Source organism: Pseudomonas sp. LBUM1659, from assembly GCF_059716045.1.
This window is the reverse complement of record NZ_CP166797.1, coordinates 4021765-4045576: the sequence shown is the minus strand read 5'-3', so window position 1 is coordinate 4045576 and position 23812 is coordinate 4021765. Positions and strand designations below refer to the sequence as shown.

22 protein-coding genes and 2 pseudogenes are annotated in these 23812 nt (G+C 56.6%); 10 read left to right on the top strand and 14 right to left on the bottom strand.

Annotation, left to right across the window (positions count from 1 at the left end; genetic code table 11):
• Nucleotide 1: 1 nt before the first annotated feature.
• From tusD to ACA048_RS18270, 4 genes are all read right to left on the bottom strand, one after another.
• On the bottom strand, nt 2–394 hold the full coding sequence (tusD, locus tag ACA048_RS18285) for a sulfurtransferase complex subunit TusD (RefSeq protein WP_123432542.1): 393 nt from the start codon (nt 392–394) through the stop codon (nt 2–4).
• Nucleotides 395–575: 181 nt separating this feature from the next.
• Nucleotides 576–1280, bottom strand: a complete 705-nt coding sequence (locus tag ACA048_RS18280) for a YoaK family protein (protein ID WP_497625682.1) — start codon at nt 1278–1280, stop codon at nt 576–578.
• A 25-nt stretch (nt 1281–1305) separates the two neighbouring features.
• Complete coding sequence (locus ACA048_RS18275) at nt 1306–1635, bottom strand: DUF6388 family protein (protein WP_497625681.1); 330 nt, start codon at nt 1633–1635, stop codon at nt 1306–1308.
• Between the two features lie 20 nt (nt 1636–1655).
• Complete coding sequence (locus ACA048_RS18270; RefSeq protein ID WP_027925145.1) at nt 1656–1904, bottom strand: hypothetical protein; 249 nt, start codon at nt 1902–1904, stop codon at nt 1656–1658.
• 141 nt (nt 1905–2045) lie between these two features.
• Between ACA048_RS18270 and ACA048_RS18265 the strand changes: the two genes are divergently transcribed.
• A complete protein-coding gene (locus ACA048_RS18265) occupies nt 2046–2396 on the top strand; it encodes a hypothetical protein (RefSeq protein ID WP_223521088.1) in 351 nt (116 codons plus the stop codon).
• A 162-nt stretch (nt 2397–2558) separates the two neighbouring features.
• On the opposite strand, the gene ACA048_RS18260 is transcribed toward ACA048_RS18265, so the two are convergent.
• Entirely contained in the window at nt 2559–2984 is a 426-nt protein-coding gene (locus ACA048_RS18260) for a GNAT family N-acetyltransferase (RefSeq protein ID WP_497625680.1), read from the bottom strand.
• Nucleotides 2985–3130: 146 nt separating this feature from the next.
• Here ACA048_RS18260 and ACA048_RS18255 point away from each other — a divergent pair, with 146 nt between their 5' ends.
• Nucleotides 3131–3568, top strand: a complete 438-nt coding sequence (locus tag ACA048_RS18255) for a hemerythrin domain-containing protein (protein ID WP_497625679.1) — start codon at nt 3131–3133, stop codon at nt 3566–3568.
• An 87-nt stretch (nt 3569–3655) separates the two neighbouring features.
• A complete protein-coding gene (locus ACA048_RS18250) occupies nt 3656–4249 on the top strand; it encodes an NUDIX domain-containing protein (protein WP_497625678.1) in 594 nt (197 codons plus the stop codon).
• A 162-nt stretch (nt 4250–4411) separates the two neighbouring features.
• Here ACA048_RS18250 and ACA048_RS18245 read toward each other — a convergent pair whose 3' ends face one another.
• On the bottom strand, nt 4412–4927 hold the full coding sequence (locus ACA048_RS18245; protein WP_497625677.1) for a methylated-DNA--[protein]-cysteine S-methyltransferase: 516 nt from the start codon (nt 4925–4927) through the stop codon (nt 4412–4414).
• 153 nt (nt 4928–5080) lie between these two features.
• Here ACA048_RS18245 and ggt point away from each other — a divergent pair, with 153 nt between their 5' ends.
• A complete protein-coding gene (gene ggt, locus ACA048_RS18240) occupies nt 5081–6808 on the top strand; it encodes a gamma-glutamyltransferase (protein ID WP_497625676.1) in 1728 nt (575 codons plus the stop codon).
• 68 nt (nt 6809–6876) lie between these two features.
• A complete protein-coding gene (locus ACA048_RS18235; RefSeq protein ID WP_497625675.1) occupies nt 6877–7410 on the top strand; it encodes a cysteine hydrolase family protein in 534 nt (177 codons plus the stop codon).
• A gap of 472 nt (nt 7411–7882) precedes the next feature.
• On the opposite strand, the gene ACA048_RS18230 is transcribed toward ACA048_RS18235, so the two are convergent.
• From ACA048_RS18230 to ACA048_RS18215, 4 genes are all read right to left on the bottom strand, one after another.
• Nucleotides 7883–8545, bottom strand: coding sequence for a DUF2931 family protein (locus ACA048_RS18230; RefSeq protein WP_497625674.1), 663 nt, complete (start codon nt 8543–8545; stop codon nt 7883–7885).
• A gap of 5 nt (nt 8546–8550) precedes the next feature.
• Nucleotides 8551–9240 carry a hypothetical protein gene (locus tag ACA048_RS18225; protein WP_497625673.1) on the bottom strand — a complete coding sequence of 230 codons (690 nt, stop codon included), beginning with the start codon at nt 9238–9240 and terminating at the stop codon, nt 8551–8553.
• Complete coding sequence (locus ACA048_RS18220) at nt 9237–9602, bottom strand: hypothetical protein (RefSeq protein WP_497625672.1); 366 nt, start codon at nt 9600–9602, stop codon at nt 9237–9239. Before ACA048_RS18220 ends, ACA048_RS18225 begins: the two co-directional genes overlap by 4 nt.
• A gap of 148 nt (nt 9603–9750) precedes the next feature.
• The gene (locus ACA048_RS18215; RefSeq protein WP_497625671.1) at nt 9751–10653 is read right to left on the bottom strand and encodes a LysR family transcriptional regulator; all 903 of its coding nucleotides are present in this window, start codon (nt 10651–10653) and stop codon (nt 9751–9753) included.
• A 146-nt stretch (nt 10654–10799) separates the two neighbouring features.
• Here ACA048_RS18215 and ACA048_RS18210 point away from each other — a divergent pair, with 146 nt between their 5' ends.
• The 3 genes and pseudogenes from ACA048_RS18210 to ACA048_RS18200 all read left to right on the top strand — a co-directional run bounded on the left by ACA048_RS18210 (nt 10800) and on the right by ACA048_RS18200 (nt 14824).
• The gene (locus tag ACA048_RS18210; protein WP_497625670.1) at nt 10800–12299 is read left to right on the top strand and encodes a purine-cytosine permease family protein; all 1500 of its coding nucleotides are present in this window, start codon (nt 10800–10802) and stop codon (nt 12297–12299) included.
• A complete protein-coding gene (locus ACA048_RS18205; RefSeq protein WP_497625669.1) occupies nt 12296–13135 on the top strand; it encodes a nitrilase family protein in 840 nt (279 codons plus the stop codon). The genes ACA048_RS18210 and ACA048_RS18205 overlap by 4 nt, the downstream gene beginning before the upstream one ends.
• Nucleotides 13136–13392: 257 nt before the next feature.
• Nucleotides 13393–14824 (top strand): annotated as a pseudogene (locus ACA048_RS18200) (IS1182 family transposase).
• Between the two features lie 233 nt (nt 14825–15057).
• On the opposite strand, the gene ACA048_RS18195 reads toward ACA048_RS18200, so the two are convergent.
• Nucleotides 15058–16269, bottom strand: a complete 1212-nt coding sequence (locus tag ACA048_RS18195) for an MFS transporter (RefSeq protein ID WP_497625668.1) — start codon at nt 16267–16269, stop codon at nt 15058–15060.
• A gap of 45 nt (nt 16270–16314) precedes the next feature.
• The gene (locus ACA048_RS18190; RefSeq protein ID WP_497625667.1) at nt 16315–17460 is read right to left on the bottom strand and encodes an alpha/beta hydrolase; all 1146 of its coding nucleotides are present in this window, start codon (nt 17458–17460) and stop codon (nt 16315–16317) included.
• A gap of 96 nt (nt 17461–17556) precedes the next feature.
• Between ACA048_RS18190 and ACA048_RS18185 the strand changes: the two genes are divergently transcribed.
• On the top strand, nt 17557–18450 hold the full coding sequence (locus tag ACA048_RS18185) for a LysR family transcriptional regulator (RefSeq protein ID WP_497625666.1): 894 nt from the start codon (nt 17557–17559) through the stop codon (nt 18448–18450).
• Between the two features lie 215 nt (nt 18451–18665).
• Here ACA048_RS18185 and ACA048_RS18180 read toward each other — a convergent pair.
• Nucleotides 18666–20102: pseudogene (locus ACA048_RS18180) on the bottom strand (IS1182 family transposase).
• Nucleotides 20103–20239: 137 nt separating this feature from the next.
• On the opposite strand from ACA048_RS18180, the gene ACA048_RS18175 reads away from it, so the two are divergent.
• A complete protein-coding gene (locus ACA048_RS18175; RefSeq protein WP_497625665.1) occupies nt 20240–20809 on the top strand; it encodes a DJ-1/PfpI family protein in 570 nt (189 codons plus the stop codon).
• A gap of 1229 nt (nt 20810–22038) precedes the next feature.
• Here ACA048_RS18175 and ACA048_RS18170 read toward each other — a convergent pair.
• Nucleotides 22039–23586 (bottom strand): TerC family protein, encoded by a 1548-nt coding sequence (locus tag ACA048_RS18170; RefSeq protein WP_497625664.1) that lies wholly within the window; start codon nt 23584–23586, stop codon nt 22039–22041.
• Nucleotides 23587–23812 lie beyond the last annotated feature (226 nt).

The following is a 23812-nucleotide window of genomic DNA, read 5'->3' as shown; positions in this document are numbered from 1 at the left end:
CTTACGCGCCCCCAAAACAGATCAAGCGGTCAGCGTCTTGCACCGCGTCGTGCAACTGGCCGAGGCCCGACAGTTCCCACGGCGCGCCCACGGCAACCGCGTCACGCTGATAACGCCCGGCTTCTTCCTCGTTCAACACACCACGGCGCAGGGCGGCGGCGATACACACCACGCCGTCCAGTTGATGCTCGCTGACAAACGCACGCCATTGCTTGGGCAGGTCCAGCTCATCTTGCGGCGTGACCACACTGGCGGACGCGTTGTAGACGCCATCCTGATAGAAAAACAGCCGGACAATCTCATGCCCACCGGCCAGCGCAGCCTGGGCAAACAACAGGGCGCGGCGCGAGGAGGGCGCATGGGCGGCGGAAAACAGTGCGATGGCGAACTTCATGACAGACTCGATCAGCAAAACTGTGGCCATGATAATGCTTTATCGGCGGGGCGGCTAAATCGATGTTGTCTGTGCGGGCCCCTTCGCTGGCAAGCCCGCTCCTACATTTGATTTGTGTCGCTCACAAACCCCTGTAGGAGCTGGCTTGCCAGCGAAGGCGGTCTAATAGGCAACACTCAAATCAACGCGGCATATACCCCAACTGCCACCGCCGCGGAATCTTCAACGACACCACCCCCAGCACCGCCGCCAACAGACCACTGGCAAATAACGCCTTGAGCCCAAAATGATGTTCCAGCACCGCCCCAAGGACCGCCCCGGCGAACATGCCGGACCAGGGGATCAGTTGCACGCGCCAGCCATTGCGCCGCTCGCCGAGCAGCCAGCGTCCCAGTCCGCGTCCGAAGCGCGAGAGGGCGCCGGTGACATAGGTCAGGCCGACCGGCAGGCCGTTCACTTCCTCGACGGCGGCATTGAGCATGCCCATGGCGATGATCGCTGCCAGTAGCGCAGGTAATTGTTCGTCATAAGGCCAGGTCGCGGCCGCGCACAGCAGTGCGGCGATGCTCAGCATCAACGGCAGCGCCCGTCGCCTGCCGAAACGGCTGACGATAATGCCCAAGGCGTTGCCCGCGATGAAGGTGGCCACGAGCAGCAGCAGTCGCCCTGTCAGCCCCAGATCGCCGACACTGATGGCGACGGCGAGGCGGGTGGTGTTGCCGCTCATGAACGAGACGAAATCGCCGCTGGCCATGAAGCCGATGGCGTCGGTCATGCCAGCGAGTACCGAGAGCATGGCCACCAGCGTCATGCCGATGCGCCCACGCCACTTTTGCGTGTGCAGGTGGCCGGGGCTGGCGTGGGTTGACGAGGTGGATGGCAGCATCGGCGAGGGCATCCTTGAGCAGTAGTTACGGTTCTATCCCATACAACTCGCAATAATCCAGCCAGTCCATACCGGCCATCTCTGCGACTTCGATATGCACTTCCCGGCGTTGGGCCTCGTAGTCCTGGGGTGTGGCGGCCGTCAGGAGCAGCGTCAGTTCCCAGGCGAACAGCCCCTGGCGTTCGGCTTCAGCTTCGAAGGCTTCATGCAGTCGCTCGTCGCGGTACTGCGCCGGGGTTTCACCCTTGGCCTGAGCCAGCAGCGGGTTGAGGTTATCGAGCTCATCGCGCAGTTCGGGGCGCTCATCGAGAAACTTATTCAGCGCCTGCTCGTGTTGCTGTTCGGTTGCCGCCATGGTCGCTCCTTGGTAACGGGTTACGAAGATTGTTTCTTGCTGGCCTTGGCCGCTGCGGCCAGGCATTCGAGGGCGAATTGTTCGGTGTAGGTCATCTTGATCGGCGTGGTTTCGCCTTTGACGGTGCGTTCGCCGTCGAGGATGTAGCGGATGCGCTTGTCGGTGACGCCAATGCGCTTGGCAATCCAGGACGGTGTCTGGCCGATCTGGCTGATCAGCTTGTCGGCGTATTCAGGGGTCGGTTTGTAGAATTCGGCGTTGGGTGTCATGGGGTTTCCAGAAAAAGGCGGTGTTTATGGCGCGACAGGGTGCGCGAATCGTTACGCGGTGTCGCGGTATAAATGCAGTAAAGCAGAACGAAACGCCGCGCCACGGTGATACAGTCCGCTTTTTCTTGATGAGCGAACGTAATGCGAATTCTGATGGTGGCGCTGGCCGTAACGTTGCTGGCCGGATGCGCGGGCTCGGTGATGGACGATGCTCGCACCAAGACTCCGTATAAAACCCTGAAATCGAACAAGCCGCATACCATCGTGGCAGAGTGCGTGCAGTTTTCCTGGCAGGACGAGGCGGTGTTCGGTGTGGATGCTGCCGCCTATTTGCAGCCCGGTAAAAATGGCGGTTCGACGGTCTACACGCGTTCGGCGGAATCCTTTGTTGACGTGACCACCGACGCTTCCGGCACCGTGTTGAATTATTACGCTCAGCATGACGACTTCGTCGCCAAGCGCCGTTTGGCGGCGTTGGCGACCTGTCTGTAAACAGATTTATGAACTGACGCATTACCTTTGTAGGAGTGAGCCGGCTCCGGGCGGCGTTCCGACGATAGCGGCATTACATTCAACATCAATGTTGACTGACCCGACGCCATCGTCGGAACGCCGCCCGGAGCCGACTCACTCCCACAGGGTTTTATGTGTTGATCAGTCGCTCAGGCGTTTCTGGAAAAAGAAGCGCTTGTGCCCCGGCGGGTAGTCGGCAATCTGGCCCAGTTCGCTGTAGCCAAGCCGTTTGTAAAACTCCGGCGCCTGGAAGTCGAAGGTGTCCAGCCAGATGCCCACGCATTCCTTTTCCCGCGCCAGGTCTTCGGCCATCTGCATCAACGTCGAGCCCATGCCCTGTCCCCGGGCCTGTTCAGGCACTGACAGCAGTTCAATGAACAACCACTGGTAGAAAAACCGGCCATACAACCCGCCGAGAATTTCGCCGTTGTCGTCGCGCACCAGCAAGGCCAGCGGTTGTGCATTGGACGGACCAGCCTGGGCCGCGTTATAGGCGCGCAGCGGAGTGAGGATGGCCTCGCGTTCTTCATCGGTGGGGTTTTGCGAGCGTTCGATTCGCAGGGTCATGAGCTACTACCTTATGACAATGAGTCTGGAGCCTATCGCGCTCGCGGCGATTGTTCTATCCCCCTGACGCCAGTGGAACCGTCGCAGTCGCGCTGATGTCTAGCCTAAATAGCGTCATTTCAGAACGCGGCCAACGAGGACACCCCGTGAATATTTTCGAAGCCTTGCGTGAAAGCCACGAGCGTCAACGCAGCTATGCCAAAGCGCTGATCAAAACCAGTGGCGATACCCCGGAACGGGTGGAGGCTTACAAGCAGCTCAAGTCCGAACTCCAGGCCCATGAAACCGCTGAGGAACGCCATTTCTATATTCCGCTGATGGAGTTCGACAACGGCGTCGACCTGAGCCGCCACGCCATCGCCGAACACCACGAAATGGACGAAATGATGGAGGAGCTGGACGAGACCGAGATGTCCAGCCCGGCCTGGCTGGCGACCGCGAAAAAACTGGCCGAGAAGGTGCATCACCACTTGGAAGAGGAAGAGCAGAAGTTCTTCCAGATGGCCGGCAAGCTGCTCGATGACAAACAGAAAGAGACACTCGCCGGCCAGTACGAAAAGGAATACAAGGCTCAGCTGTCCTGACACGATTCGTGTCGCTCGGCGGGGGATGCCGGGCTTTTTCGTTTTCGCCTACCATGGGCAACTCTGACGAAAAAAGGATGCGCTGTCATGGCGAATACAGCCGAACGGGTCAACATCATCGAATCGCAGGTGTTGTCCCACGACTGGTACCTGCTGAAGAAAATCACCTTCGACTATCAACGCAACAACGGCGACTGGCAACGCCAGACCCGCGAGGTCTACGACCGGGGCAATGGCGTGGCGATTCTGCTGTTCAACCGCGAAAGGAGAACTGTCGTGATGACGCGCCAGTTTCGGCTGCCGGTGTTCGTCAACGGTCACGATGGTTTGCTGATCGAAGTGGCGGCCGGATTGCTTGAGGGGGCCGATCCCGAGGAACGCATCCGCGCCGAAGCCGAGGAAGAAACCGGTTACCGCGTGCACCACGTGCAGAAGGTCTTCGAGTCGTACATGAGCCCCGGCTCGGTCACTGAAAAGCTGCACTTCTTTATTGCCGAATACGATGCGGCTTCGAAAGTCAGCGAGGGCGGCGGGCTGGAAGAAGAGACCGAAGAACTGGAAGTGCTGGAGTGGGCTTTCGACGAGGCACTTGAAGCGTTTTACCGCGGCGAGATCTGCGATGCCAAGACCATCATGCTCCTGCAATATGCGGCGATGAAAAACATCTTCTTGGTAGCCTGAACACGTTGCGGTTATGTGGCGTGGGGGCTTGTCGGAACGCCAGACTGCCCCGTTCGACCGCGAAGCAGACGTAGACCCATTCAGCCAGGTTCCACTGACAAGCTGTGATGTCTGATTTTGGGCCGCTTCGCGTCCAACGGAGGCAAGCCTCCTCACCACAGTTCAAAACAGATCATCCATCCTGCTGGCGCCGGACCACTCGCACCCTTCAAGCGTCAGCAACCGCTCCTTCGCCTCAAGCCCGCCGGCAAACCCGGTGAGCTTGCCCGAGGCACCGATCACTCGATGGCAGGGGGCAACAATCGAGATCGGGTTCTTGCCATTCGCCGCGCCCACCGCTCGAACCGCGCTCGGATTGCCGATCTGCTCGGCAATCTGGCTATAGCTGCGTGTCTCTCCGAACGGGATCGTCAGTAGCGCCTGCCAAACCTGCTTCTGAAAATCCGTCCCGGCAAAATCCAGTTCCAACTCAAAGCGATTTCGCGTGCCGGCAAAGTATTCCTGCAACTGCTGAACGGCGCGCATCAGGATCGGGTTTTCCGGGGCTTCGTGCATCGGGCCAAGCCGCACCCGGTTCGGTTTGTCGTTTTCCCAGAGGATGGCTGCCAGTCTTGCACCTTTCGCCACCAGCTTCAGTTCGCCGACCGGAGACGCCAGGGTGGTGAAGGTGTAGGTCATGCTGGCGGTCTCCGCAGAAGGTCTGAACAGAGGCTCAGCATACTGACTCGACGGGGAGGCGCAATACGTAATCCCGACCATACTTGCCTGTGCTTTTGAACCGCTCACTCTGTTTTTTACAGAGCCTGAAAACAAAAAAAAAGAGACCGACTCATGAAGTACGAACCTTTTGCCAAATCGCTTATCGCGACTTCCTTGGCGTTAAGCTGCCTTACCGCCCACGCGGCCTCCGTAGCCCCCGTCGCGGCCGAAAACGGCATGGTGGTCACGGCCCAGCATCTGGCCTCCCATGTGGGGGTCGATGTGCTCAAAAACGGCGGCAACGCCGTCGATGCCGCTGTCGCGGTGGGTTACGCGCTGGCGGTGGTGTACCCCGCAGCGGGCAACCTGGGTGGCGGCGGTTTCATGACCATTCAGTTGGCGGACGGGCGCAAGACCTTCCTCGATTTCCGTGAAAAAGCCCCGCTGGCCGCCACTGCTGACATGTACCTCGATAAAGAAGGCAATGTCGTTCCAGACCTCAGTACCCGTGGCCACCTGGCCGTCGGCGTACCAGGGACCGTGTCCGGCATGGAACTGGCCCTGAGCAAGTACGGCACCAAACCACGCAAGGAAGTGATCGCCCCGGCGATCAAGCTGGCCGAAGACGGGTTTGTGCTGGAGCAGGGCGATGTCGATTTGCTGGACTACGCCACCGACGTCTTCAAGAAAGACATGAAGGACTCGGGCGCGATTTTCCTGAGCAATGGCGAGCCGATGCAGGTCGGGCAAAAACTGGTGCAAAAGGATCTGGGCAAGACCCTGCGGGAAATTTCCGAGAAGGGCACCGACGGCTTCTATAAAGGCTGGGTCGCCGACGCCATCGTCACCTCCAGTCAGGCCAATAAAGGCATCATCACCCAGGCCGACCTCGACAAATACAAAACCCGCGAACTGGCGCCGATCGAGTGCGATTACCGTGGCTACCACGTGGTCTCGGCACCGCCGCCAAGCTCCGGCGGGGTGGTGATCTGCGAGATCATGAACATCCTCGAAGGCTACCCGATCAAAGACCTGGGCTACCACTCGGCCCAAGGCATGCACTATCAGATCGAAGCGATGCGCCACGCGTATGTGGACCGCAACAGCTACCTCGGCGACCCGGACTTCGTGAAAAACCCGATCGCCCACCTGCTGGACAAAAACTACGCCACCCAACTACGCGCCGCGATCCAGCCGCAAAAGGCGGGCGTGTCCAGTGAGATCAAACCCGGGGTAGCGCCCCATGAAGGCAGCAACACCACGCACTACTCCATCGTCGATAAGTGGGGCAACGCGGTGTCGGTGACCTACACCCTCAACGACTGGTTTGGCGCAGGGGTCATGGCCAGCAAAACCGGGGTCATCCTCAACGACGAAATGGACGACTTCACTGCGAAAATCGGTGTGCCGAACATGTACGGCCTGGTGCAAGGGGAGGCCAACGCCATCGCCCCCGGCAAAGCACCGCTGTCGTCGATGAGCCCGACCATCGTCACCAAGGACGGCAAGGTCGTGATGGTCGTCGGCACCCCAGGCGGCAGTCGCATCATCACCGCCACCTTGCTGACTATGCTCAACGTCATCGACTACGGCATGAACATCCAGGAAGCGGTGGATGCACCGCGTTTCCACCAGCAGTGGTTGCCGGAAGAAACCAACCTGGAGACCTTCACCACCAGTCCGGACACGGTGAAGATCCTCGAAAGCTGGGGGCATAAATTTGCCGGGCCACAGGATGCCAACCACGTGGCGGCGATCCTGGTCGGCGCGCCTTCGCTGGAAGGCAAACCGGTCGGCAAAAACCGCTTCTACGGCGCCAACGACCCCCGTCGCAATACCGGGTTGTCGCTCGGCTACTAAGGGTTGAGTTTGAAAGGGGACGGAGCTGTTTTCGTCCCCTGATTCACTGATTGTTCAAGGAGCGAATCATGGCCACTGCACTGTTAATCATCGACGTCCAACAGGCGCTATGCGCTGGCGAGTACGAGTGCTTTGAGATCAACCGCGTCATCGAGAACATCAATCACTTGAGCATCCGGGCCCGGATCGCCGGGGTGCCGGTCGTGTTCATCCAGCACGAAGAAGCGGACGGTCCTCTGGTGTACGACACCGCCGGCTGGCAACTGGCCGAAGGGCTGGAGAACGCCCCCGAGGATATTCGCATACGCAAAACCACACCGGACTCCTTCTACCAGACCCACCTGAAAGACCTCCTGCCGAGAGAGGATTACGAGCGCCTGATCATCTGTGGGCTGCAAACTGACTACTGCGTTAACGCAACCGTGCGACAGGCGTTGAAACTGGGGTACGACGTGGTGCTGGCGGCGGACGCGCATTCCACGGTCGACAACGGCAGCCTCAGCGCCGAGGACATCATCGCCGAGCACAACAAGGATCTGGCGCACCTGACCGGCTCGGTGGCGCGGATTGATGTCATGCCTGCGGGTGAGATCCGCATCTGAAACCACTGCCGGATCAATGGGCATAAATTGTCATGAAATGATAAGGGGCTGTCGCCGATTGAATGGTTTACAACTTTCCCGTCTATTAAATTCTCCTCACGAACTGCGCCGCAAGCCCCGCAATTCGGCGGCTCGACCGCACAGACCTTCTGTCGTAAAGAGAATAACAATATGAGCGTAAAACAACTGATTGGCGAACTTCTCGCCGAGCTAACAGGCGTGAGCCCCGACGAACCATTCAACGAGAACGAGAGTCTGCAACAGCACAAATAGCTGTTCCAACTCGATCGGGATATCTTCCATCAGATTACGTGGCCAATGACCTACGCTTTGGCGTGCTTGAAGAACAGTGAGTGTCTGAAGGGGGGCGATCTATTTTCGTCCCCGGTCCGGGGTCGGGATCTGAACGCCCCAGGGGCAGACCGACGATAGAAAAAAGCCCGCCAGTTTGCGGGCTGAATATCCGCTCAAATCACCAGCTTCCGTAGGGAATACCGTACTCTTCGACATAGCGTTTGGAAGCTTCTGTCTGGGGGTAGTAACGTCCGCCTGACTTGCCAAGATACGGCCCAAGAGGCTCTATCTCGGCTTGGCCACGTGCGACTTTTACCGGACGTAGACACTCATCCTCCACCCAGACCTGCACAACGCCGCCCGGTGCAAGCCCAAGTCGCACAGCTGCGCTCTTCGGGAGTGCCTCCAACTCGGGAATATCGGGACACTTCTTGGTCAGGGCATTGCGCATAATCCGCCGAGCACTTTCGGGTATCTCAACCCACCCTTGATAGGTTTGCGGTTCGACTGCCGATTGCCAACGAACATAAATGCGCACTGGTAGTTTGGCGCCCCGTACAGCTATATCGCCCCCCCCTCTTACCCCAACCCATTCACGAGCGGCGTCCGCACCTTTTTTTTCTCCTCCAGCAGCGCCACCACTACTAATCCGACGGTACATGACACCATCGACATCAATAGCCGCGCTGTCCTCAACCCAGACATCCATAAAGTAAGGATGGGCTACACCTATCGCCCATGGTCCAGCGTCAGGAGCTGAACGCTCCAAAGGCTGGCCCGACGCTTGGCAACCACTCACCAGCAGAGCCCCAAACAAGATCCATAGTGTTCGCAAGTTCATGACTCCTAGTCGGGTACATGGGGATGTTGGACGCGGACCCCGTCCGTAGTTGGGGCATTAAAGTAAAATATATCGGCACTGGTTCGAGGTGTTGAACCTTGCATAATTGTCGGTGGGTTCCAGTTGGCCGAGGTATGAATGTACTTCAATTTGAGCAATCGCTCTTCGGCTGATGTTGTGCTGTAGTCACCTGCGACAAAACGGTCACAGAGGGCTTGGAGTTCAACCGGTACTGCATAGCTCGGATCGGCATCGTCCAGATGAGCGAACTTAACTCCCTTAAGCTTGGCCTGCTCATACATCACTCGCAGATAAACCCGCGACAATTCACCTCGTACGGATCGCTTGAGCTGCAACGCCGCATAGACCTGTTTGTCGGGGTTAAAGCTATTTTGCTGAGCCGGAGGCAAGCCCCGAACAAAAGGAGTCACGATCTCCAGCATTTCGGACGGCCAGCCTTTGGCTTTCCACTGGGCCTTCATCTGTTGCGCGTCGCGGTAGATCGAGGTGAATTTCACGTTCGTCGTACCGGGGACATCCAGCACCTGCATGGGGCTGATCAGCAGGTTTTCCTCGGATTCAGGGAAGTAGCCGCCGCCAAGGTCCGAATGGACACCGGGCAATGTGATTTCCAGGTGATCGGGTTTGACCCGGCTCAAGGCGAAGTTGGCGCGGATTTCGTCCCGGGCTGTCAATTGGACAACATTGGGAAACAAGCTGCGAGGCAGATACAGTTTGAGCCCGGTTGTGTTTGGCTGCGCACATAACCTAGATTAGGCAAGCCGCCTGCTGACGGTACGGTATCAAACAAGCCGATAAAACCCATCTGGACATCGTGCTGGTATTCGACGTTATAGGCTTGGTGGAACGCCCCACGAAATATCTTGGAGATGTTGCCCAAAGGACCATTCTGTCCCAGCGCGACTTCGTTGGAGAAGTGTCGCGCAGCCGCTGCATCTCGGCTGAAGCCAAACGTATCGAACGTTAAGTGGTCTTGCGCGCAGCAGGCTTGCCGGACATTTTTGACTTCCCTATCAGTGTTCAGAGGCAGCACCATGCTGACGCTCTTTATAGAAAACAATCAGACGTTTCCCAAAGTACTCAACCACGCACTTGGCTCGTGTCCAGGTGTTGGAGCATATAAGACTAAATCCGCATCTGAAACCACTGTCAGTCTCGAAGCAGCAATACGGCTGATAACAAACTCACCCTGCTGCAAAAATCTCAATCAACTCCGCCAGGAACGCACTCACCACCTCCCGTTGCCGCGCTGAATGTCGAACGGCTGCATGGAAGCCGACCTCATAGCGCAACTGCTCAGAATTCAGCGGATGCAACTGCCCCAGCTGTTCATGCTTGGCCGCGTAGTGCTGTGGCAGAAAGCCCAGATGTTGCCCTGACAGAATGAGCAGGGCGGCGCCGTCCATGCTGTCGGTGAGTACAGTCAAGCGCTCGATGGAGGTGGGCGCGGGCATTTCCGGCAAGGGGTGGCTGGGCCAGACCCAGTCGTAATCGCGCACTTCATCTCGGCTCAGCGTACCCACGTGATCGAACAGCGGGTGGGCAGGGGCGCAGTAGGCAATTTGGGTTTCCTGGAACAAGGGGTAGTAATCGATGTTGGGCAAGCGGTGCCAGAAGTAACCGATGGCCAGATCGATGTGGCCGTTGATGATTTTTTCTTCCAGCAGCGATGACGACAGTTCAGTGAAGTGGAAGTACAGCCCCTCATGTCGTGAGCGCAAACGGGCAATGGCCAGGGCGATGCTCTTGTTGGCGGACGGATCGATTTGACCGAGCAAGCCGATGTTGATATTGCCCGACACCTTGCGATTGATGTGCTGCACTTCAACCCGAAAGCCCTCGGCCGCCGCCAGTAACCGACGCGCCGCTTCGACAAACTGGCCACCCTTGGGCGTCACCGAAAACCCGCCGCGCCCACGCTCGCACAAGCGAAATCCCACCCGCGCTTCCAGCGTCGCCAATTGCGCGCTGATGGTTGGTTGAGTGGTATTGAGCGCGGTCTGCGCGGCCGAGATGCCGCCCGCCTCAACGACAGTCAGAAAGACCCGGATCAAACGCAGATCCAGCTCCGATACAGTGCCCAGCATGTGTGCCTCCGAGGTTCGCCACATAGACGCGGATCTATGTAAACAGTGCGCCTGCGATATTTTACAGTCCGGACCAACGCCCTACATTGCAATGAAACCGGCGCTTTGCCCATAAAAACAATAATCACCAGCATAGGAATATTCGTATGTCAGGGTCCCCACAGTCTGCGCACGCCCTTGAAGCGAGCAGCGGGTTGGCCATCGAAGGTCACTCGATCGATTACATTCCAGAAAACGAACGTCACGCCAAACTCAGCAGCCAGGGCCCTTTCTGGTTTCTGGGCAACTTCCACTTCTTCACCATCTCCATCGGTTTTGTCGGCCCGAGCCTCGGCTTGTCGGCGCTATGGACCATGCTGGCCGGTGCGCTGGGCATTATGTTCGGCACCATTTTCATGGCCTTCCATGGCTCGCAAGGTCCGGAGATGGGCTTGCCGCAAATGATCCAGTCCCGCGCCCAGTTCGGTTATCGCGGGGTGATCCTGGCCTTGATGGCGACGATGTTTGTGTTCGTCGGCTTCAACGTGGTGAACATCTCGCTGATCATGAACGGCCTTGAACATGTGTTCGGCATCGACCCGACGATAGTCGCGGTGGCGGTGGTGTTGATCGGTGCGCTGCTGTCGATCTATGGCCACGACCTTATGCACAAGGCCTTTAAATGGGCGTTGTTGGCCACGTTGCCGCTGTATGCGCTGGTCACGATCGCCTTGATGTTCGGCGCCGGTCAGGAAGGCGTCACCCCGGCGACGGACCTGGGCTTCAGCTGGGTGGCGTTCGCCACGCTGTTTGCCATCGGCGCCAGCTACAACATTTCCTATGCGCCTTATGTGTCCGACTATTCCCGTTACCTGCCGAAAAATACCAGCCGGCCAAAACTGATCGCCGCCGTGTTCATCGGCGCCTCGCTGTCCGGCAGCTGGATGATCGGCCTTGGTGCGTGGCTGGCGCAGCAATTGAAAGCGGTGGATGCGCTGGTGGCGTTGAACCAGGTCGGGTCTTCGATGATTCCGGGGCTGGGCAATGTCTTGGTAATTGTCTCGGTGGCGGGCTTCCTGCCGATCATCGCGCTCAACACCTACAGCGCCATGTTGACGCTGCTGACCGGCGTCGACTCGATCAAGAAAATCACCCCGACACCGCGTGCCCGGATCATGTCCATCACCGCGATCAGCGTGATTCTGTTGACCTGCGTGCTGTCGATCAAAGGTGACGGCATCGCGCTGTTGAACACCTTCCTCGTCTTGCTCCTGTACTTCCTCGTGCCCTGGACTGCGGTCAATCTGGTGGACTACTTCTTCGTGCGCAAAGGCCGCTACGCGATCCCGCACTTCTTCACGCCGAACGGCATCTACGGCGCCTGGCAATTTCGCGGCATCGTCTCGTACCTGATCGGCTTTGCCGCGATGGTGCCGTTCTTCTACATCTTCGATGCCGCCGCCAACAAGGAGGTATTCGTCGGTCCGCTGGCGCGCATGCTGGAAGGCGTGGACATCGCCTGGCTGGTGGGACTGGTGGTGTCGGGCCTGACGTATTTCATCCTCAGCCGCTCGCTCGACCTCGCGTCCGAACGCCGGATCATCGACTCGATTACCGAGAGCGACATCCTTGCCATGACCAAACCGTCTGTGGAGGAGGTGCGTTGAACACTGCAAAAAACACCGTGGTCGCCTGCTGCCAAGTCGCACCGAAAATTGGCGACCTCGCGTTCAACCGCACGCTGACCGAACGCGCCATTCGTTCGGCGGCCCATCAAGGAGCGCAGATTGTGGTGCTTCCTGAACTGGTGCAGAGCGGCTACGTGTTCAACGACCGCAGCGAAGCGTTGTCGTTGTCAGAAACCACCGAAGGACCGACCTTGCGCCTGTGGGCGGAGCTCGCCCGCGAACTGAACGTTGTCGTGGTCGGCGGTTTTTGCGAACGACTGGAAGGCGATGAACTGGCCAACAGCGCGGCGATGATCGATGCCCAAGGTTTGCGCGCTGTATATCGCAAGGCGCACCTCTGGGATGCCGAGAGTGAAATTTTCACCGCAGGTGACGCGGCGCCGCCGGTGGTTGAAACGGTTCATGGGCGAATTGGTATGTTGATTTGCTACGACCTGGAGTTTCCGGAGTGGGTGCGACTTCCGGCACTGGCCGGCGCTGACCTGCTTTGCGCGCCGGTTAACTGGCCGGATGGACCCCGGCCGCCGACCGAACGTCCGGCGGAAGTGGTGCGGGTTCAGGCTAATGCCTCGGTTAATCGGATGTTTATCGCTGCGTGTGATCGGCATGGGTATGAACGAGGGGTTGGTTGGGTCCAGGGTTCGGTGATTGTTGATGCGGATGGGTTTCCGTTGGCAGGGCCGGCGGAGCAGGGGGGGGAGCAGATTTTGTTGGCGACGCTTAATCTTGGTGAGGCGCGGAATAAGCGGATTAGTGCGCGGAATGATTTACATCGGGATCGGCGGGAGGGGTTGTATGGGTTGGTCGGGGAATAGAGCGGTAGGCTGATCCTGTTTTGGTTACCAGATGCTGTGGTGGGGAAGGGGCGGCTTCTACTTTTTTGGGCAAGTCGCTCATGAGGTTTTGTAGACAAATCCAGGTGTCAGTCAGGGGCGGGAGCGGCCTGACCCGGGCAGAGCACTTCTGGCCGATTGTTGCCTGTTACGAAGGACAGGAGTCGACCCAGAGTGTGTAAAAACGCATTCGCGAACCCTTGCTATGATTTCTGAGGAACTCATCGCAGGGATCGCCCATGAAGCGCTTTATCCAAGGTGAACATCGAGGCCAAGGCACCTTACTTCCCGAAAGCCTCGACGACTACGTCAGCGATACCAATCCGGTGCGCGTAGTCGACGTATTTGTCGATGAACTCAACCTGGTTTCCTTGGGTTTCGACGGGGCTGTTCCGGCTGACACAGGCCGTCCCGCTTACCACCCCGCAGTCCTGTTGAAGATCTACATCTACGGCTATCTCAACCGCATTCAGTCGAGCCGACGCTTGGAGCGAGAAGCCCAACGTAATGTTGAGTTGATGTGGCTGACCGGGCGTTTGACTTCCGATTTCAAGACCATCGCCAACTTCCGAAAAGACAATAGCAAGTCGATCCGAGGCGTCTGCCGTCAGTTCGTTGTGCTCTGTCAGCAGTTGGGGCTGTTCGGAGAAAATCTGGTCGCCATCGACGGCAGCAAGTTCAAGGCGGTCAACAATCGCGACCGCAATTTCACCAGCGCGAAACTGAAACGGCGAATGGAGGACATTGAGTCGAGCATCAACCGTTACTTGGCCGCGCTCGATACTGCCGATCGGCAAGAACCAAATGTCTCAGAGGCCAACGCCGTGCGACTGGAAGAGAAAATCGCCAAGCTGAAGACACAAATGAAGGAGCTTCAAGCGATTGAAATCCAGCTCAACGAATCACCGGATAAACAGGTCTCACTGACCGATCCAGACGCCCGTTCCATGATGACGCGCGGCACCGGAATCGTCGGTTACAACGTGCAGACGGCAGTCGATACTCAGCACCATTTGATCGTTGCACATGAGGTGACTAACGTCGGTTCCGACCGCGATCAACTCAGCTCGATGGCCAAGCAGGCCCGCGAGGCGATGGCATCGGAAACGCTGTCGGTCGTGGCTGACCGAGGTTACTTCAAAAGCGAACAAATCCTGACTTGTCACGATGCCAATATCACCGTCTATGGGCCCAAGCCAATGACCTCTGGAGCCAAGGCCGACGGGCGTTTCAATAACGATGCCTTCATCTATGACTCGGCGAAAAACGAATACATATGCCCGGCTGGCCAAGCGCTGATCTGGCGCTATAGCAACGTTGAAAAAGGCATGAAGCTGCACCGTTACTGAAGTTCGAAATGCCAGGACTGCGCGCTGAAGTCGCAGTGCACACCGAGCACGGAACGACGGGTTCGACGCTGGGAGCATGAAGCCGTACTGGAAGAAATGCAGGACAGGCTGCGCAATGCGCCGGAGATGATGCGAATCCGTAAACGAACGGTCGAGCATCCCTTCGGGACGCTTAAACAATGGATGGGGTGCAACGCATTTCCTGACGCGAAAGCTGGCAGGGGTAAATGCAGAGATGAGCTTGAACGTGCTCGCCTACAACTTGAAACGGGCCATGAAAATCGTTGGTGCCAATGGTTTGATGAAGGCGCTGTCGGTCTGAAAAGGTTCGTTCTGGAGGATCTAAATAGCTGTAGAACCTTACTGAGGGGCTCCGATGCGATATTGATCAACTAGGGTGCCTTAAGCGAAATCAGTCAGCGAACGGCCGTCGGCTCTTCGCGCCGACAAAGCCCTAATGCGTTTTTACACACTCTGGGCCAATAGAGGACGTTGGATCAAATCCGATCTGACAAATTGTGGACAGTTGCCTGCCTTACTCAAATCTGCCTTCCATTAAACCTGGTTTCGCGATGTGAAAAAGGCCGTCACTGCCGCGAGTACCAGCAAGATAGAGCTTGCGAGAAATGTCATGCAATAGCCGCTCCCGTCGAACAGCAGCCCGCCGAGGGTAGAGCCCAACGCAATGGATAGCTGAATGACTGCCACCATCAGGCCGCCACCGGCTTCAGCATCCTTGGGCAACGCCTTGGCCAACCACGACCACCACCCCACAGGCGCCGCCGTCGCGATCAGGCCCCACAGCGCAAGCAGTACAAAAGCTGCCACGACTCCGCCGCCAAGGAAAATCAAGGAAAGTGCAATGGCGGCCATCAAGAGTGGAATGCAGACCAGGACGCGGTACATTCCGGTTTTCAGGAAAGTGCCGATCAGAATGGTCCCGACAAAACCCGCCACGCCGATGACCAGCAGGATCATCGACAACATGGATACATCTACACCAGTGACGGTTTCCAGGAACGGGCGCAGATAGGTGAACAATACAAACTGCCCCATGAAGAAAATGCCCACACTCAACATGCCGAAACTGACCAATGGGCTCTTAAACAATCGGAAGACATTGCCAGCGCCCGTTTTGCGCGGCGCCGGCGTCATGGCTGGCAGGCTGATCCACTGCCAGATCAACGCGATGATCGCTACCGGAATAAGGCAGAAAAAAGCACCCCGCCAACCGATGACACTCCCCAGATAGCTTCCCAGTGGTGCGGCCACTACGGTTGCCAAAGCATTGCCGCCGTTGAAGATTGCCAGAGCCTTGGGCACGCTATGGGCAGGTACCAGGCGCATGGCCATTGCAGCCGACATCGACCAGAATCCGCCGATCACCACGCCGATCAGCGCACGACCAATCATGTACACCGTATAGTTCGGCGCCAGACCGACCACCAGCCCTGACACACACATAATCCCGGTCAGTAGAAGCAACAGCGTCTTGCGGTCCATTGGACCCGCTAGCCTGGAAATCGAAAGGCTTGTCAGCACCGCGAAGGCGCCGGAGATGGCGATCCCATACCCGGCCAGTCCTTCACTGATTTGCAGATCCGATGCAATTGGCGTGAGCAAACTGACAGGCATGAACTCCGAGGCGATCAGCGCGAATACGCACAGTGTCATCGCAAAGATGCCACTCCAGTAAGCCGGCAGTTCCCCAGTCCCCGGCGTGCCGAGGGCCTCACCTGCCGGGGTGTCGAATACCTGAGCCGTCATTCAAAAACCTCTCGTCAAATAGTTGTTGGCTGAAGCACTGGCCTTTTAGCCAACCACCGTCAGGTGCCGGGTAAAAAAGGCGGTGAGCCTGGTCCAGGGAATCAAGTTCACGCGGTCGTACAGATCCACGTGACCCGCGCCGGGAACCCAGGCCAGTTCCTTAGGTTCGGCGGCGCGTTGGAAGGCGTCCTCGCTGAACTCTCTGGAGTGCGCCTGATCGCCAGATATGAACAGCAGCGGACGCGGGGAAATCGTTTCGATATCGTTGAATGGATAGAAATTCACGAACCTGACTTCACTGGTCAAGGCGCGGTTTTGCGTCAGCTCCAACGTACTGCCATGAGGGATATGGATGCCGCGTGGCGTGCGATAGAAGTCCCAAAACTCGCGAGTTACCGGGTCGGTTTCCTTGTCTGGCCGCGCAGGCAGATAGTTCAGAAATTGCAATGTTCCGGTAGAGAACTCGTCATAGCGTTGCTCGGCGGCTTTGGGGAGCATGGCCTGGCGTTGCTCGACAGTCACTGAGTGCCTCAGACCATGACGGGTGACGGCGCCCATGTCGTACATGCTGACGGTGGCCACGGCTTTCAAACGGAGATCCATCTTGGCCGCACTGATGGCGAAGCCACCGCTGCCACAGATACCCAGTACGCCGATACGGTTGCGATCGATAAAATCCCCCGTGCCAAGGTAGTCAACGGCGGCACTGAATGCGTCGGCATACATTTCGGGGGCAACCTGGTTACGAGGCAGGCCCTCACTCTCTCCCCAGAAAGGCAAGTCAATCGCCAGCGTGATGAAGCCTTGTTCCGCCAGCTTTTGTGCATAGAGCATAGAGCTTTGCTCTTTGACTGCTCCCATGGGATGACCGACGATAATTGCAGGCGCTTTGGCGTTTCTAGCCAGATTTTTTGGCGTTACAAGATTGCCCACAATCTGAAGATTGTATGAGTTCTTGAAGGTCACCTTTTGCACGGTGACCTTGTCGCTTTTGTAAAAATTGTCGGCGCCTTCCGGCGGGCTGACAGCGCTTTTCGAGTCAGCTGCTAAGGCAGAACCGCCTGCGACTGAAAGGACGCCCAGAGCCGCAATGCTGACGCCGGTGGCCTTTACGAATGCGCGCCGATCAAGCCCTGGAGAGTCCAAGGCTTCTGTAGCTTCAAGGAGGGTTACAGGTGTCTCGCTCATCATCAGTACTCCGTTCCAGATAGGTGACAGAGCTTGACGGATTAGAGATATCTTGATTAGTAGGCGTAATCTTCATGTAGTTTTGAGAAAAACTCAGCAATGGCCAATACCAAAGTCAACGATCTCCAAGCTTTCCTGGCGGTGGCGCGAGATCAAAGCTTTACGAAAGCCGCCGCCAAACTGGGCATTACTCCTTCTGCGCTGAGCCATACGATCCGGGCACTTGAACAAAGACTGGGGATACGACTGCTGGCCCGCACGACACGCAATGTGTCGCCCACAGAGGCGGGAGAAAGATTGATGCACTCGATCGCTCCGCTTTTTGATCAGATCACCGCCGAGCTTGAAGCGCTGGGCGAGCTGCGGGACAAGCCCAGTGGCACGATTCGTATTTCCTGTACTGATGATCAGATTGAGTTGTGCATTCGGCCGATGCTTGCAAGCTTCCTGAAGAGCTACCCGGATATCACACTGGAGTTCTACGTCGACTATGGATTCACCAACGTGGTCGAGGAGCGATTTGATGCTGGCATTCGCATGGGCGAATCGATCAGCAAAGACATGATCGCCGTTCGCATAGGGCCGGATTGGCGGTTGGCTGTGGTGGGCTCTCCAGAATATTTCGAACGCAACCCGGCACCAACAACCCCCCATGAGTTGACCGGGCATGACTGCGTGAATATCCGACACAGACCATCAGGGGCGATCTACGCATGGGAATTTGAAAGGAATGGCCAGGCTTTTACCGTCAAGGCAGATGGGCAACTTGTTTTCAACAGCATCATGCATGTACTCAATGCCGCCGTTGATGGCGTTGGCTTGGCCTACGTACCAGAGGAATTGGTAGCACCATATCTGGCCGACGGCCGACTCAAAGAAGTCTTGGCCGACTGGTGCCCTGAGTTTCAGGGTTACCATTTGTATTACCCCAACAGACACCAGGCGTCTCCCGCCTTTTCTGCATTGGTGGAGGCGCTGAAATATAGAAGCTGAGCCTTCTACATTCGACGCGCGGCAACGTCTGCTATGGGTCCAGGCTGTGTGAAAGCGCGCTAAACACCTAGAAAACTGAGATTCGCGAAGGTTGCCTATGGAATCAGCGGGCGGAAGCGCGAATTAGCTTAGTCAGTGACATAGACGTTCGTAATGCCCTTTGGGCCGCGGCAGCGGCCCAATCGGCTTCTAACTGGCGGGCCAAGCGGCTGGGCTCACGCCCTGATCGCCTCAAGCAGTCCTGCGATGCCGAAGATGCTCATCATTCGTTTGAGGTTGTAGGCGAGCACATGAAGGCTCATCTCAGTGCTCACCCTCGGCAGGGTTTTGGTCAGGAAGTGGGTACTTCCCATCTAGTACTTGAGCGTTCCAAAAGGATGTTCAACGGTCTGTCGACGAACCCTCATCATCGCTGGATCATGTTCTAGTCGAACTTGCATTGCGTCGACTACAGCCTCATGTTCCCAGCGCTTCACACGGCGCTCCTTACCCGTCGTACATTGCTTTTGCATTGAGCAGGACTGGCAGCCCGAGAAGTAGTAACAATGCAATAACATGCCGTCTTCCATCGACGAATGCCGCCTGGTTAGTAACTGCCCCGCAGGGCATCGATACTCGTCCGACGCCGCAAGATAGATGAAGTCCTGCTTACCAAATCGGCCTTCGGCTTTGCTGCCAGATGTGAGGGGTTTGGGTACGAAGGTAGTGATGCCGGCTTGCTCGCAAGCAAGGATTTCCAGACCTTTGTAATAGCCTCGGTCGGCCACCACCGTTAGCGATTCAGCCTTGATTTCTTCACGCGCCTGGTTCGCCATATTGCTCAGTTGCCCACGATCATTACCAACGTTGGTCACCTCATGGGCAACGATCAGATGGTGTTTGTCGTCGACCGCTGTTTGTACGTTGTAGCCAACCGTTCCGGTGCCTCGGCCGCTCGTAGCCATTGAGCGTGCATCTGGGTCTGTGAGGGAGATCTGTTGGTCTGGACTTTCGTGGAGCTGCGCCTCGATGTCCTTGAGTTTCTGCATCTGCTTTTTCAGTGTTTCTATCTTTTCTTTAAGCCGCTCTGCTTTGGCCTCGGCCACCTCGGGCGTTGCCCGATCCGCCGAATCCATCGCCGCCAGATAGCGATCAATGCTCTGCTCGATCTGCTGCATGCGTGCCTTCACCTTGCCCTGAGTGAAGTTGCGGTCGCGATTATTGACGGCTTTGAATTTGCTGCCGTCGATGGCGATGATCGATTGGGAGAAGAGATTGAGGTTGCGACAAAGAACTACGAACTGGCGGCATACGCTGCGAATGGCTTTGCCGTTGTCTTTGCGAAAGTCGGCAATGGTTTTGAAGTCCGGAGCCAAACGCCCCGTTAGCCACATCAACTCGACGTTGCGCTCGGCCTCACGTTCAAGTCGGCGGCTGGACTGAATCCGATTGAGATAGCCGTAGATATAGATCTTCAGCAACACCGCTGGGTGATAGGCCGGACGACCCGTTGCGGCAGGATCGACGCCCTCAAAACCAAGTGCGCCCAGGTCGAGTTCATCGACGAAAACGTCGACCACACGGACTGGATTTTCTTGGGTCACGTAATCGTCCAGGCACTCCGGCAGCAAGGTGACTTGCGTCCGAGCCTCACCTTCAATAAATCGCTTCATGATCGCCCCCGCTACGATCTCGACGATCAGAAGATTAGACAATTGCGGGAGTTTTCACACAGCCTGGACCCAAAGCAGCCCTTGATGTCTGTTTGTTGTCGCCATATGTTATTGGCATTCATGGAGGATTCTGACTGATGGCACGCGTGGGTTTGATACTGACACCCGGTTTTGCGGATTGGGAATATGCTTACATTGCTGGAACTGCGTCCCCGTTTTACGGGATCGACGTCAGGTTTTTCGCTTCTGCTACGGGGCAGTTCCGCTCGCAGGGTGGATTGGCTGTAACTATCGATAGCAGTTTGCAACAATGTCTGGACTGGAAACCGGACGTTGTTGTCGTCATTGGAGGAATGGTCTGGGAACGTGCAGAAGCACCGGATATTCGAGACTTTCTTCATGCTAGTCGTTCAAGTGGAGCGACAATTGCCGGTATCTGTGGTGGAACGCTGGCACTTGCGAGGGCCGGGCTTCTCGACACGGTTCCTCATACCTCGAACAGCGCTGACTTCTTACAACAGAATGCCGTAGGTTATGAAGGGCGCGCGCTTTATCGAAGCAGTCCAGTAGCTGTGATTGCAGACCGTATCATAACTGCTCCAGGCCCTGCACCCGTTAGCTTCACCTGCGCAGTGTTCGAAGGTGCCGGGCTATCTTCAGAGGTCATTTCTCAGTTCAGGTCAATGTTGGCAGCGGAACATGGGTGACCGCTTCGTCCTACAAAACAGCCGATCAAGTGATGTGTTCGAGTGGCCGCTCATGGCCGTTTTCTGCCGGTCGCGACCGGCTGAAAACGACTCAATAGCAGGCTGCCCGTCAAGCCCCCAATGAAATCAGATGAAGGGTTAAAGCAGGCTGAGCAACTGGGCTAAGGTTTAATGGTTAACCTCGCCAGTAGGGTTGCTCCCCCCATGTTCTCCAAGGCGACTGGCGAGGTGAACTGCGATTCAGCAATACAGGTAAGCGAACCAGGCGAGGGCGATCATGGGGTCACCTTCTGTTCGACGTATACCAGCGCAAATACGATGCCGCGGCAGTAGCGATATGTGGTGCCTCATCATTCAATCGGTCATCGTACGGGTATGCAGCCGGGACGGTTGAGGATTCGATAGCCTTTTGCCTGCTTTTTATGCCCGCAGGCCGCGATCGGCCGAGGCTGTGTAAAAACGTTTTAGAGCACGTACGACGGTCAGAACCAGAACAAAAATCGCGTTCCTACGCAAATTTCAGCTCTGCCGACTAGCCAAGCGCTGGCAGATTTTACGCAGCAACGCAGACTTCCAAACGGTGTCTGCGTTTTTACCCACTCTGGGCCAATAGCAGCCGTTGGTATTAGGACGGTATTTAGGCTGAAAAGTCTCCAGGAAAGCCGGGGCGATTCAGCGGTCACTTACCGTCAGCTGGAAAAGCAGCTCAATCGCTACTAAACCCCCAACCACGCGGGGGAAATTCCCAGATTGACCTCGATGGTGCTAATGGTCTTGCTTGGGCACAACTCGCTGATCGCCCGGGTAACGCAATTGGCACGGCGTGGCAGTTTCGTTTCAGTACAGTGCTACGACCCTGTAAATACTCCCACGAAGATGGAGTACGGAATCATGAAACTTCCTTTTCAGGTAACCGGCTGGGTGTGCGTTTTGTTGGGTGGTGTCTGTGAACTCACGCTGATTTGTTTGTGCTTTTGGTGAGAAAAATGGAGTTTCCTGCTGGGATATTCTCCCTGACAGGGTGACTACTTCTCAGGGCGACCAATTTTCAGAATGACCCTACAGTCCAGACGTTTCTAGGACGCCCCCCTCTTGCCGAAAAGCGCTCCCAAAAAAATCTGGGCGGGGTTTGGTTTCAATCACAAACGTCCGGCCTTATTTTCTGACTGGAAAACCTGAAACAGTGCTTTAAATAAACGAGGCCGCAAATGCGGCCTCGTTTTCTACACTTACTCTCTACGCAAGAACACTCTCGTTACTCGACGCTCTTTCACCTCGACTACGGTCATGCTCCAATCCTGCCAATGGAGCTTGTCTCCATTGACCGGTAGACGATCCAGCAAGCTCATGACCAACCCGGCGAGCGTCTGAAAGTCATCAGTCGCTTTTGCCTGGAAACCGATGTGTTCGTGAATCTGGCTGAGGTTCAGCGCACCGCTGACGAGAAAACCTCCGTCCTCAGCAATGATGTTCGGGCCTTCAATTTCACTGGCATCCGGCAACTCACCTGCAATGGATTCAAGAATGTCGGTCATGGTGAGAATACCGACAAAGTCACCGAACTCGTTCACCACGAAAGCGATGTGAGTCGACTCTTTACGCATCTGCTCCAGCGCGTTGAGGATCGTGAAGCTGTCCAGCAAGTTGATGGCCTTACGCGCCATGGTTTCCAGGTTTGGATGGTTACCTGCCAACAGTTCTTTCAGCAGCTCCTTCTTGTGGACGAAGCCCAATGGTTCATCAACTCGTCCCTCCCGGATTAACGGCAACCTGGAGTACGACGAGTGCATCAGCGTTGTGCGGATTTCTTCTGGTGAGTCCGCCAAATCAATGTTGTCGATTTCAGCACGAGGGGTCATGACACCGCGTATCGGGCGTTCTGCCAACTGAAGCACACCACTGATCATGACGCGTTCTCGTCGATGGAAAACCTGATCGGCATCACCACCTGACAGCATGTCAGCGATTTCCTCACCGACTTCATCTACACCCAACTTGTTGCCACCCAGCAAACGCATAACTGCATGCGCGGTACGCTCACGCATTGGGCGATGCCCCTGCAAGCTCTTCTTACGGCGCGAGCGAGCCACCTGGTTGAACAGTTCGATCAAGATCGAGAAGCCAATCGCTGCGTAGAGATAGCCTTTCGGAATGTGGAAGCCAAGGCCCTCAGCGGTGAGGCTGAAGCCGATCATCATCAAGAAGCCCAGGCAGAGCATGATGACGGTTGGGTGCCCGTTGACGAAGTTAGTCAATGGCTTACTCGCGATGATCATCAAGCCAATGGAGAAAACCACAGCGATCATCATGACCGACAAGTGTTCCACCATGCCCACAGCAGTGATCACGGCGTCCAGCGAGAAGACCGCATCGAGCACCACAATTTGCGCAACGATAGGCCAGAACATCGCATAGGCTGCATTACTTGAGCGCTCGGTCACATGCCCTTCAAGTCGCTCATGCAATTCCATGGTTGCCTTGAACAACAGGAACACACCACCGAACAACATGATCAAGTCACGGCCCGAGAACGTCTTGTCGAAGATCTCGAACAACGGCTCGGTCAGGGTCACCATCCAAGAGATGCTGGCCAACAGGCCAAGGCGCATCAACAACGCAAGGGAGAGGCCAATTACACGGGCACGATCTCGCTGCTCGGGCGGTAGCTTGTCTGCCAGGATGGCAATAAACACAAGGTTATCGATGCCGAGCACCAGCTCCAACACGATCAGGGTCAGCAGGCCAAGCCATGCCGTGGGATCAGCAATCCATTCCATAGGAATTATTCAATCTCTCGAAGAGTTAGGGTGAATGAACGATTGGCACGAACAACCGTATCCCTGCTGGTAAGAGGGGAATGTGTGTTGAGGGCAAAAGTAGCAGAAGAGAAAGACTTCTCGGAGCGAATGCAAGGAGGCGGAGCTTTGGAGGTGACCCTATTCGTCTTGGGAAAAGTAAGCGTGGAGAAACTCAGAGACGGAATGTCGAGGTTCAGCGGCGGTA